Origin of the sequence: Halomonas denitrificans, assembly GCA_019800895.1 — a bacterium.
Lineage (GTDB): Bacteria > Pseudomonadota > Gammaproteobacteria > Xanthomonadales > Wenzhouxiangellaceae.
Window position 1 is genome coordinate 586,932 of the sequence record JAHVKF010000002.1, and the last position, 12,388, is coordinate 599,319.

Below are 12,388 nucleotides of genomic sequence, written 5' to 3' on the forward strand. Positions count from 1 at the left end.
CCCCGATGCAACTGATCGCCGAACTCAAGCGCCGCAACGTCTTCCGGGTCGGGCTGTTCTATATCGTCTCGGCCTGGCTGATCGTGCAGGTCGCCGAGACGCTGCTGCCGATCTTCGACGTGCCCGACGGCGCGCTACGGGCCATCGTGCTGATCCTGGTGTTGGGTTTCGTGCCCGCGCTGGTGTTTGCCTGGGCCTTCGAGCTGACACCGGAGGGACTGAAGCGCGACAAGAATGTCGAGCGGGTCGATCCGGATACCAAACGACAGACATCCCGGAAGCTGAACCTTGCCACGCTGATCGCAGCAGTGCTGGCGATCGGAGTGGTGGTCGCGGATCGCATGCTGCCCGAATCGACCCGCCCGGACGTCGAGCCGGCGAGCGCGCCAACCGACCCACCCGAGAGAATTTCCGAGGATGCGAGGAACAGCGTATCGGCAGCCGTCGCTACTCCCGAGCCGGCCGATCGCTCATCGATCGCGGTGCTGGCCTTCGAGAACATGAGCCCCGACCCGGACAACGCCTTCTTCGCCGAGGGCATTTCCGAGGAGATCCTGAACGTGCTGGCCGGCGTGGAGGGCCTGCGGGTGGCTTCCCGCACGTCGGCGTTCTCTTTTACGGGACGCGGGACGCCGATTCCCGAGATCGCCCGACAGCTGAACGTCGGTCACGTGCTGGAAGGCAGCGTTCGCAAGGCGGGCAACCGGGTTCGCATCACGGCCCAGCTGATCGACGCCTCGAACGATGCCCACCTGTGGTCGGACAGCTACGACCGCGAGCTCGATAACATCTTTGCCGTGCAGGAGGAGATCGCCGAGTCGATCACCACAGCGCTGGCCAGCATCCTGGACACGGAATCGGTCAACGTCGCAGCGCCCACGGACGACCTGACCGCCTATCAGGATTTCCTTCGGGGTCGATCGCGTTTCTACCAGCGAGTGATGCTGGACGAAGCGATCGGTGACCTCCGTGGAGCGGTCGACGCCGACCCCGACTTCGCGCAGGCCTGGGCGTTCCTGGCCGCTGCCGAATACGTGGTGGGTGATGGTGGCTACCCAACGGAACTTGACCAGGAGGCCCTGACCCGCAGCTCCGCCGAATCCGTGGATCGCGCCCTGAGGCTCGACCCCGAAAACGTCATCGCTCAGGCCATCAAGGGGCAACAGCTGTTCGATGCCGGGAACAGGGTCTCGATCGAGGAGGGTCTGGCCATGCTCGAGTCTGCGGCCTCCCGAGTCTCTCCGGACAGCACCGCACGCTTGTGGCTCGGACTGAATCTCTTGCAGCTGGGCCTGCCGGAGCGAGCATTCGACGTACTGGAACAAGCGCAGGCGCAGGACCCGCTCGTCGCCATCAACAATGGGTATCTGGGTGTTGCCCATGCGGTTCTGGGACGGCAGGAACCCGGACGCCGCTTCGCCCTACGCGCCGTCGAGCTGAGCGGATCACTGACGTTCTGGAGCACCGTGCTGGTCATCGAGGCGGCCAATTCCGGCGACACCACGGCGGCCATCGAGCTTCTCGACGAGGTCCGCAGTGCGATCGACGGAGATGCGGCGTTTCAATCCGCGTTGATCGAGGGGTTGACGGAAAGGTACACGCTGGAACAGCTCATGGAGCGTCACCCGGAGTTGTTGGCCGATGGCCTGGCCGACTTCTTCCGAACGAATGCCGGGCTCGTGCTCGGTGAAATCGACACCGCGCTGGCCGAGGCTTACGGGTCAGTGTCCGGACCTCGCTACTCCATCCTCCACAGCGCCTGGATGCCGTCCATGGTCGCGCTCCGGGAGCATCCGGGCTTCTTCGCGTGGACCCGCGAGCTGGGCTTTGTCGATTACTGGCGGATCCATGGATTCCCGCTGGACTGTGGACCGATCGTTGAGGGCGGCGTGGAACGACTCGAATGCGGAGGTGCCGATTGAGCCTGATCACCGAGCTCAAGCGCCGGAATGTCTTTCGGATCGCCCTGTTCTACATCGTCGCGGCCTGGGTCGTGGTGCAGGTCGCGGAGACGCTGCTGCCTGTGTTCGAAGTTCCGGACGCAACGATCCGCGCGATCGTGCTGGTGCTGGTGCTCGGGTTTCCGCTGGCTTTGGTTTTCGCCTGGGTGTTCGAGCTGACGCCGGACGGCCTGAAGCTGGACAAGAACGCGCAGTCCGATCCAGGCACCAAGCGGCAGACGGAGCACAAGCTGAACTGGGCCACGCTGATCGCCGCCGTGCTTGCCATCGGTCTGCTGATGGCGGACCGGATGATGCCGGAGCGAGCGGCCGAACCCGCGCCAGGCCTGGTGGCTGCGGATCCGGCTCCCGACACGGCGGCAAGCGAAGTCGAAGGAACGATTGAAGATCGGGTCAACCCGGCCTCGATCGCGGTGCTGCCTTTCGAGGACCTTTCGCCGAGCAGCGACCAGCAGTATTTCTCCGACGGCATCGCCGAAGAGATCCTGAACGTGCTCGTTCGGATCGAAGGACTCGATGTTGCAAGCCGGACCTCGGCGTTCCGTTTCCGCGATCGGCGCGATGTCGGGATCCCAGGGATCGCGAACGAGCTGGACGTCCGTCACGTGCTGGAAGGCAGCGTGCGCAAGGCCGGCGACACGATCCGGATCACGGCCCAGCTGATCGATGGACAGACCGACAAGCACTTGTGGTCGGAGACCTACGACCGCTCGCTGACGGTCGAGAACGTGTTCGCGATCCAGGACGAGATCGCGACCGCCATTGTCACGGCGCTGCGCGAATCGATCGAATTGCCGGACACGGCGCGGCCCGCCGTTGCCCAGCGAACGGAAAGCCTCGATGCCTACGAGCTGTTCCTCCAGGCCCGCTCCCTGTTCAATGCCCGCGACAACATGGACGTTGCCGACGCGATGCTGGCGGAGGCGGTCACGCTCGATCCGGACTTCGCCGGAGCCTGGGCGATCCGCGCGGCGATCTATATGCTCGACAACGAGTACGGCCAGATCGGAATGGACCGAGCCGCCGCCGTCGAGCGCGTCGAAGAGTACTCGGACCGGGCGATCGCTGCCGACCCCGACAACAGCCTGGCCCCCGCCGTGCTGGCGTTCAATCGAATCCAGGAAGGGCGCGAGCTTCGGGAAGCGTTCGACATCGCTTCGATCATCGGCGACCTGGAACGGGCAATCGACCTCGATCCCAAGAACGCCTCGGCCCGCAACTGGCTGGGTGTGACCTATGGCGAAACCGGCGAACTCGAGGCCGCGCTGGACCAGTTCACGCGCTGCGCCGAGGACGACCCGTACTACGCGCCCTGTGTCGAGAATATCTACGACACGCTGGTCAGCCTCGGCCGCATGGACGACGCAATGGCCGCGTATCTCAACGCCCTCGAAACCGGCGCCGTGACCACCCAATGGACCAACTTCGAGCTGCTGGCCCACTTCGGCCTGAAGGCGCATTTCCTGTTCGCCGCGAACCTGCCCTACTACCTGCCGGGCTGGAATCGCCAGGACGAACTCTGGGACGCCTGGCAGAACCTCGACGCGGACCACAGCGCGCTGGCCGAAGAGCTGGACGCCTGGGCGAAGGAGAGCGTCGAAATCAAGGTGGCCTACGCGGGTCCGGCGCTGCTGCTGGTTCCCCTGGGCGGGGGCTTCGAGATGACGCCGTTCAGCGTGCTGATCTGGTCGGACGCCTATACGAAGTACCGTCAGTCCGAACTGTTCCGGGAACGCATCCAAACACTGAACATCGACGAATACTGGCGCGAGCACGGCTTCCCGCCCCAGTGCCGACCGGTCGTCTCGGTATCCGGCGAGGACGACTTCGAATGCGAGTGACCCAATGAGCCTGATCGCAGAACTCAAGCGCAGAAAGGTCTTCCGCGTATCCGCGGCCTATGCAGTCGTGGCCTGGGGTCTGGCGCAAGTCGCAGACCTGGTGCTGGACAACACGGCTGCGCCGCCGTGGGTAATGCAGGTCATCCTGCTGCTGCTTGCACTCGGCTTCCCGCTGGCTGTATTGCTGGCCTGGGCCTTCGAAGTGACTCCCGACGGCGTGCGTCGAACCGAAGCGCTGGCGGCGGGCGAGGCGCCGCCGTCGCTTCGCAAACAGGACCGGCTTCTGATCGTCCTGCTGGTCGCCGTGATCGCGATTGCCGGTTATCAGTTCGCGACGCTGCCGCATTCGGGCGGACCCGCCGAAGGAAACGCGACAAGCTCGCCGACTGCCTCGTCGACCACTCCGGTCGAGCCCACGGCCAATGGACATACGCTCGATTCTTCATCGGACCAGCGCGCATCGATCGCGGTTCTACCGTTTCGCGCGATGTCGAGCGGCGAGGACGACGGCTATTTCGCCGACGGCCTGACCGAGGAAATCCTGAACTCGCTGGCCCAGCTTCCCGAGCTGCTGGTCACGGCCCGGACATCGACGTTCCATTTCAAGGACCAGGACCTGCCGGTGCCGCAGATCGCGGAGATGCTCGGCGTCGGCCACGTACTGGAAGGCTCGGTACGACGCGGCGGAGACACGGTGCGGATCACCGCCCAGCTGATTCGCGCTCGAGACGGCTTCCATCTGTGGTCGGACACCTACGACCGCGAGCTGGAAGACATCTTTGCCGTTCAGGAAGACATCGCCACCAACGTGGCCGACGCGCTGGACGTGATCCTCGACGACGACAAGCTCGAACGGATGCGGCAGGCTGGCATCGACGACCTGGACACGTTCATCGCCTTTCAGAAGGGCCGCGAGATCTTCATCGACGCGCATGAGGACATCTCGACCATCGAACTGGAGCTGGCCGCCGCGACACCGCTTTTCGAGCAAGCGCTGGAGATCTCGCCCGGCTTCGTTCCCGCGGTGATCTACAAGGCCGATGCCCTGGCCCATACGATGTACGCGTCGGCCGCGGCCATGCGCGCGGAGCAGCATCCGAACGAGGCCGAAGACGCGCTCCAGGCACTGCGCGACGAACTCGACAAGGCCTGGGAGACCGCTCGGCCGGGAAATCAGCGCGACATCCTCGACGTCGAGCGCAGGATTTTCCGCGACGACTGGACCGGACTCGGCCGGGCGCTCGAACGCGCGATGCAACCCGGGGACTGTCCGCTTTCGAACTGGACGCACGAGTTCGCGACTTCGCTCGGCGACCCCCAAGCGGCCTATGACAAAACGCGAGAGCAACTCCTGTGCGACCCCTTGAACGCGCTGACCATCTTCCACCATGCCTACGCCAATCTCTGGATCGGAGAAGCGGAACGCGCGATCGAGCTGGCGCAGAGCGCGATCGATCAAGGCATCGCCTACGCGTGGATCGACAGCGTCGAGTACTGGGCACGACTGGCGATTCGGGACTTCGATCATCCGACCGTTCGCGATGCAAGCGGAAACGACGGCTGGTGGGGATTCCCGAAGCAGCTGGTTGTGGCAGCGGCCGCCGGCAACCTGGATGTCGCCAGAGCGTATGCCGATGAATTCCGTGCCAGCGACGACGCCAACGATCAGTCATTGATGGTGGTTGCGGCCATGATCGGCGACCGGGAAGCGGCCAACCGCTTCGCGGCGCGCATCGACGCGCGTCCGGGCGGCGGCATCGTGCTGAACAACGCGGTCTACAGCTGCCTCTGCGGCGCGCCGTTCGAACTGGCTGCGACACCGAACTTTGCCCAGCGTCTGCAGCAAGCCGAGGCAAGCTGGCCACCGGAGCCAGTCATCGAATTCCCGGCAAAGGAGTGGTAAGCGTGTCGTTGATGTCCGAACTCAAACGCCGCAACGTCATCCGGGTCGGATTGTTCTACCTGGTGGCGTCGTGGCTGGTCGTGCAGATCGCCGAGACGGTGCTACCGGTCTTCGACGTGCCGGACGAGTTCGTCCGCGGGATCATCGTGGTGCTGGCGATCGGCTTTGTGCCTGCGCTGGTCTTTGCCTGGGCCTTCGAACTGACGCCAGACGGACTGAAGCGGGACAAGGACGTGCGCGTCGACCCCGAGACCAAGCAGCAGACCGTGCAGAAGTTGAACGTGGCCACGCTGATCGCCGCCGTGCTGGCGATCGGGCTGCTGGTGGCGGATCGGTTGATTCCGGAAAGCGCAGCACCGGCGGCGCTGCCAACGGCGGTCGAAGTGGCCGCGGCGTCACCCACCGTGGCATCCATCGCCGTGCTGCCCTTCGAAGACCTGTCGCAGGAAGGCAATCAGGCCTATTTTTCCGACGGCATCGCCGAGGAGATCCTCAACGTGCTGGTCGGCGTCGACGGCTTGGCCGTGGCCTCGCGGACGTCGTCGTTCCAGTTCAAGGGCATGCGCGCGATCGGCATCCCGGAGATCGCCAGCCAGCTCGAAGTCCGCAACGTGCTCGAGGGCAGCGTCCGAACGGCCGGAAACCAGATCCGGATCACGGCACAGCTGATCGACGGAGAGCGCGACGAGCACGTCTGGTCGGAGACCTTCGATCGCGAGTTATCCACCGAAAACCTGTTTGCCATCCAGGACGAGATCGCGCAGGCGATCGTGCAGGCCATCCGCGGTCAGCTCGATGTCGAGCTGGAAGCGCCCGAATCGGTCACCGCATCGACGACCAGCGTCGACGCCTACGGGCTCTTTCTCCGCGCCCGAGCCCTGTTCCGATCCCGCTCCTTCTTCGACGAGGCCGATTCCCTGCTGGTTCGCGCGCTGGAGATCGACCCGGACTTCGCCGACGCGCTTGCCTTGCGCGCGGCGATTCTAGTGGTTGCGCCCGAGTACGGTGTCATGCTCGTCGAGAGCGCGGAGGCCTCGCGAGCACTCGCCGAGCAACTGACCCAGCGGGCACTCGCGATCGACGATCGACTCGCGCTGGGCTACGCCATCCTGGGGCTGATCCAGGATCTCCGGCTCTTCGATGGCGGTGAGCCGATTCGCTTCCAGGAGATCCTCGACAGCTACAACGCCGCGCTCGCCATCGCGCCGGAGGACCTCGCCGCACTGAACTGGCGCGGCTTTGCCTATCTCCGTGCCGGCTATCTCGACGAGGCGAAAGTCGACTTCTCGCGCTGCCTGGGCATCGAACCCGGCTACGCGCCCTGCAACTCCAATCTCGTTTCGGTATTGGCGATTGCCGGCGAGACGGACCGGGCGCGCGATGTGCTCGATCGATCGATCCGACTCGGTGTATTTACCGGCGACATTCCTTCGTTGATCCTCCTGCATCAACTGGGCGATGAGCGCGGGTTCTATTTCCACGCGATTCGACTCCCTTCGCTGCGCGGCTGGCTCGGCATGGAGGAGATCCATCGCGCGCTCGACCGTCCTGCCGACGATCACGGCGTACTGCTCGAACGTCTCCGAGCGCATGGAGAATTGATCGGCACCACCCGCAGCCTGGACGAACTCCGGCTTGCGCTCGGCGAGTTCACGATTCGTCCGCCGACCTACTCCTACTGGTTCGATGCCTTGAGGCCGTACCGCGAATCATCGGCTTTCAAGAAGTACATGCACTTGTTCGGGCTCGTGGAGTTCTGGCAGGACAACGGTTTCCCACCGATGTGCCGATCGCTTGGCGCCGACGACTTCGAGTGCGATTGATCCGGTGAATCATCCATCCCGCTGAACGAGGAAACAAACCATGTCTCGATCCATCACTCCGACGCGGCTCGCCGTATTCACCGCAGGCGCGCTGCTCACTTCGGCCGCAGCGGTCGCGCAGGATGGCAGCTCGGTCGCCGACGATCCGCGCGTGGCCGATGCGGTTCGCCTCTGGTCCCACTGGATGGAGTACCAGGCCGGCAGCAGCCGGGTGCCGGCCGTGTCCTTCGGCATCGTCCACGACCAGGAGCTGGTGGCCAGCGGGGCTTACGGACTCGCCAACCCGGCCGAGGGAGTGGAGGCGACGCCGGACACGATCTACAGCATCTGCTCGATCTCCAAGTTGTTCACGAGCATCGGCCTGATGCAGCAGTACGACGCGGGTCGCGTGCGCCTCGACGATCCGGTCGGCGACCACCTCGAATGGTTCGCCCACCTGAAGGACGCGCACCCCGACGACGAGCCGGTGACGGTCCGCCGCTTGCTGACCCATTCGTCCGGCCTGCCGCGCGAGTCCGACTACCCCTATTGGACCGACGCCGCCTATCCGTTTCCGACCGCGGAGCAGATCCGGGAACGACTTCGCGCACAGGAAACGCTCTATCCCACCTCGACCTACTTCCAGTATTCCAACCTTGGGCTGACGCTGGTCGGGGAGATCGTCGCCGAGGTTTCCGGGCAGGCCTACGACGACTACATGCGCGAGCACATTCTGGATCCGCTGGAGATGGATGCGACCTACACCGACATACCGGTCGAGCTTCGCGGCGGTCGGATGGCGATCGGCCATACCGCACTCGATCACGACGGCGAGCGCAACGAGGTCGCGCCATTCCAGACCCGGGGCATCGCACCGGCCGCCGGCTACGCGTCCAACGTCAATGACCTGGTCAGGTTCGCCATGTGGCAGTTCCGCGTACTCGACGGCAACGACGAATTGATCGAGCCGTCGTCGCTTCGCGAAATGCAGCGCGTGCAATACATCGACCCGGACTTCGAGACCACCTGGGGCCTGGGCTTCAGCGTGCGCAAGGAGGGCAACCGGGTGTTCGCTCGTCACGGCGGCGGCTGCCCGGGCTTCTACACGGAGTTCCGGATCGAGCCGAAGACGAAGCTCGGTGCGATCGTGCTGACCAACACCATCGGGTCGGACCCGGGTGGACTGGCCGCACAGGCCTTCGAGCTCGTGGGCCCGGCCATCCAGAAGGCCATCGACGCGCCCGACGAAGCACCGGAACGCGACGGCTCGCTCGAGCGTTTCGCCGGGATCTACGGCACGATCTGGGGCAGGACGGCGGTCGTCCCGTGGGACGACGGACTGGCGGTTCTCGGCCTGGCCGGCTCGAACCCGGCCGAGGGCATGGCGCGCCTGAAGCACGTCGAAGGCACCACCTACGCCCGGGTTCGGGACGATGATTCGCTCGGCGAGACCTATGAATTCGAGCTCGGACCCGACGGCCGGGCGACACGCTTCAAGGTCCACAGCATCTACGTGGATCGACTCGACCGATGAGGCCCGGTGCTGCCGACCGGGACATCGCGCTGAGCGGAGGGCGCCCACGAACCCGTCGTGAACCACGGAGAACGATTTCGTTCCTGCTGGCCGCGTCGACTCTCTGGTTCGGGCCTCCGCTTTACGCCGAGCCGGCGTTCTCCAACTGCAGTCACGGCGCGGACGCTGACCGGATCGTCGCCCAGCGCGAACGGTTCAACGCCGCGATCCGCGACGAGGACATCGACACGATCAACGAGATCCTGGTCGACGACGTGGTGCTGATCACCGGCACCGACAGCGACATCTACGCGGGCAGCGTCAGACAGCTCGCGCTCTGGGCACGTGATTTCGAATCCGACGAGCGCCTGGTGTACACCCGAACCCCGTCCTGCATCGACGTGTCTGCAGGCTTCCCGATCGCGCTCGAGCACGGCCAGTGGCGCGGCGAGCCGATCGATGGCCGTCCAGGCCATGCAAGAGGCCGCTATACCGCCAAGTGGCGCAACGACGGCACGATCTGGCGGATCGAAGTCGAAACCTACATGACCGTCGAATGCACGCCGCCGGTCTGTCCCCGATCGGAGAACTCGGAATGAATCGATGGATAGCAGCACTTGCGGGGCTGACCCTGTCAAGCACGGCCTGGTCCGAGACCACGATTCGCTACGACTGGCTGACCCAGGGCGAGACGTCGGGCGAGCTGATCGTCACGCAACACGACGACGGCGCGCGTTCCGCACATTTCGAGTTCAACGACCGGGGCCGAGGGCCTTCGATCGATTCCCGATTCGAGATGACCGAGGGCGGCCTTGTGCGCGCCTTCGAGAGCACCGGCAATGCCTACATGGGCGCGCCGGTTGCGGAGTCGTTCTCGTACGGCGACGGCGCAGCGTCCTGGACGAGCACGCTCGAAGAGGGGCGCGACGAAGGATCGCTGGATGCCTTCTATCTCGCCAACGATTCCACGCCGGAGTACATGGCCGCGATGGCGCGGGCCCTGCTGACCGCGCCGGATCGGAGCCTGCCGATGTGGCCGGCCGGCACGGCCACCATCGAGAAGCTGGCCGAAGAGGTCGTCGAGCATGAGGGCGCGTCGCGGACCGCATCCCTGTACGCCGTTTCGGGCCTGGGCTTCGATCCGCAGTACCTCTGGCTGGACGAGGACAACGAGCTGTTCGCGCTGGCCTTCGGCTGGATGGGCCTGGTGCCGGAAGGCTGGGCCGACGTTCTTCCCGTGCTCGAAGAACGGCAGCGGGCCGCCGAGCGGGCGTTCCTCGCGGACCGCGCCGAGCGGCTGACGCACGAAGTGACCGGCGCGCTGTGTCTGGAGAACTTCCGCGTACTCGATGTCGATGCCGGCGTGCTTCGAGACGGCACGACGGTGCGCGTCCAGGACGGCTTGATCCAGGCGGTCGGCGCGTCGAACGCGATCGACTGCAGCGAGGCACAGCGGATCGACGGTGAGGGCCGAACGCTGATGCCCGGGCTGTGGGACATGCACGTCCACATCGGTGCATCGGACGGCGCACTGCATCTCGCCGCCGGCGTGACCAGCGTGCGCGACCTCGCGAACACGCACGACACGCTGATGCAGACGATCGAGCAGTTCGAACAGGGCACGGCGATCGGCCCGCGCGTCCATCGCGCCGGCTTCATCGACAAGGTCGGCCCGTTCGCGGCGCCCACGGGCAACCTGGCGGAGACGCTGGACGAAGCGCTGACGTTCATCAAGGAAATCCACGAACAGGGCTACCCGCACATCAAGATCTACTCGTCGATCGATCCGGACTGGGTGGCGCCGATGGCGGAGGCGATCCACGAGAAGGGCATGCGCCTGTCGGGCCACATCCCCTCCGGCATGACCGCCGAAGCCGCGGTGCGCGCGGGCTTCGACGAGATCCAGCACATCAACATGGTGTTCCTGAACTTCCTGGCCGGGCCGGACGACGACACGCGGACGCCGGTCCGGTTCACGCTGGTCGCCGAGGAGGGCGGCGCTCTCGACCTGGAGTCCGACGAGGTGCAGGACTTCATCGACCTGCTGGCCCGCAAGGGCACCGTGGTCGATCCGACCGTGACCATCTTCGATTCGATGTTCCGCCATCGGTCCGGCGAGATCGATCCGTCCTACGCCATGGTCGCCGACCACTTCCCGCCCAACGTCCGCCGCTCGATGCTCGGCGGCCAGCTCGACGTGAACGACGAGAACGCCGCGACCTACGCCGCGTCGGCCCGGGCCCTGCTCGAAATGATCCGCCGCCTGCACGAGGCCGGCGTGCCGCTGGTCGCCGGCACCGACGCGCTGGTGGGCTTCACCCTGCACCGCGAACTGGAACTCTACGCAGAGGTCGGCATTCCGAACGCCGACGTGCTGCGCGTCGCCACGATCGATGCCGCGGAGGTCGTCGGCGAGCTTGGCCGCATCGGGCGCATCGCGCCCGGCTACGTCGCCGACCTGGTGGCCCTCGACGGGAATCCGCTGGCCGATATCCGGGCCGTGCGAGCCACCGCGATGACGCTGAAGGGCGATCGACTCTACCAACCGGCCGCGATTCACCGGGCACTGGGCATCGAACCGTTCACCGTACCCGTCGATGCCCCGGACCCGATCCGCTGAGCGCATCGGGTCCCGAGAACCCGGGTCATGGAACGGCAACGCCCTATGCGCCGGGCCTTCGTCCCGCTATAGTGTGATCCGGTTCACGATTTCGTCCGGTGCCGGGAGGGGCGCCGGGACGCGATCCATCCACGCAACGCAGGGAGCTCGCCATGACGATCCATCCCCCCACCAAGCTCGCCCACGTGGTCTATCGCACGCGTCGCTTCGAAGAAATGCTCGACTGGTACGGCAAGGTCTTCGGCGCCCGGGTGCAACACCGCAACCCGGCCATGGCCTTCCTGACCTTCGACGACGAACACCACCGCTTCGCGCTGCTCGATCTTTCGGTGGTCGATCCGGACGGCTCGGAGCCGGAGTCCACGCACTGGACCGGCGTGGATCACCTCGCCTGGACGCTGGGGTCGCTGGAGCACCTGATGGGCAACTACGCCACGCTGAAGGCACAGGGCATCGAGCCCTACTGGAGCGTGCACCACGGCCTGACCATTTCGATGTACTACGCCGACCCGGACGGAAACCAGATGGAGTTCCAGGTCGATGCCTTCGACCGCGCCGAGGACTGCAACGACTACATCAGCGGGCCGTCCTTCGAGAGCAACCCGGTGGGCGTGGAGTTCGAACCCGACGAGTGGCTGGCGGCGATCGACAACGGCACGTCGATCGATGCGTTTCGCGTTCGCACGGTCCACGAGCCCGTCTCGCCGATCCGCGGCCAGGTCGCCGCCCTGTTCTGAACGTCCTGCCG

8 protein-coding genes are annotated in these 12,388 nt (G+C 65.5%); all 8 read left to right on the forward strand.

From position 1 onward, the window contains the following. Nucleotides 1-5: 5 nt before the first annotated feature. The 8 genes from KUV67_06665 to KUV67_06700 all read left to right on the forward strand — a co-directional run bounded on the left by KUV67_06665 (nt 6) and on the right by KUV67_06700 (nt 12,377). Complete coding sequence (locus tag KUV67_06665; protein MBY6204557.1) at nt 6-1,922, forward strand: hypothetical protein; 1,917 nt, start codon at nt 6-8, stop codon at nt 1,920-1,922. Beyond that, complete coding sequence (locus KUV67_06670) at nt 1,919-3,802, forward strand: hypothetical protein (GenBank protein MBY6204558.1); 1,884 nt, start codon at nt 1,919-1,921, stop codon at nt 3,800-3,802. Before KUV67_06665 ends, KUV67_06670 begins: the two co-directional genes overlap by 4 nt. A gap of 4 nt (nt 3,803-3,806) precedes the next feature. Continuing rightward, the gene (locus KUV67_06675; GenBank protein ID MBY6204559.1) at nt 3,807-5,705 is read left to right on the forward strand and encodes a hypothetical protein; all 1,899 of its coding nucleotides are present in this window, start codon (nt 3,807-3,809) and stop codon (nt 5,703-5,705) included. Between the two features lie 2 nt (nt 5,706-5,707). Then, entirely contained in the window at nt 5,708-7,528 is a 1,821-nt protein-coding gene (locus KUV67_06680) for a hypothetical protein (protein ID MBY6204560.1), read from the forward strand. 40 nt (nt 7,529-7,568) lie between these two features. Further along, a complete protein-coding gene (locus KUV67_06685; GenBank protein ID MBY6204561.1) occupies nt 7,569-9,041 on the forward strand; it encodes a serine hydrolase in 1,473 nt (490 codons plus the stop codon). Further along, entirely contained in the window at nt 9,038-9,619 is a 582-nt protein-coding gene (locus KUV67_06690) for a nuclear transport factor 2 family protein (GenBank protein ID MBY6204562.1), read from the forward strand. The genes KUV67_06685 and KUV67_06690 overlap by 4 nt, the downstream gene beginning before the upstream one ends. Beyond that, nucleotides 9,616-11,640, forward strand: a complete 2,025-nt coding sequence (locus tag KUV67_06695; protein MBY6204563.1) for an amidohydrolase family protein — start codon at nt 9,616-9,618, stop codon at nt 11,638-11,640. Before KUV67_06690 ends, KUV67_06695 begins: the two co-directional genes overlap by 4 nt. A 152-nt stretch (nt 11,641-11,792) precedes the next feature. Continuing rightward, nucleotides 11,793-12,377 (forward strand): VOC family protein, encoded by a 585-nt coding sequence (locus KUV67_06700; GenBank protein MBY6204564.1) that lies wholly within the window; start codon nt 11,793-11,795, stop codon nt 12,375-12,377. The last annotated feature ends 11 nt before the right edge of the window (nt 12,378-12,388 follow it).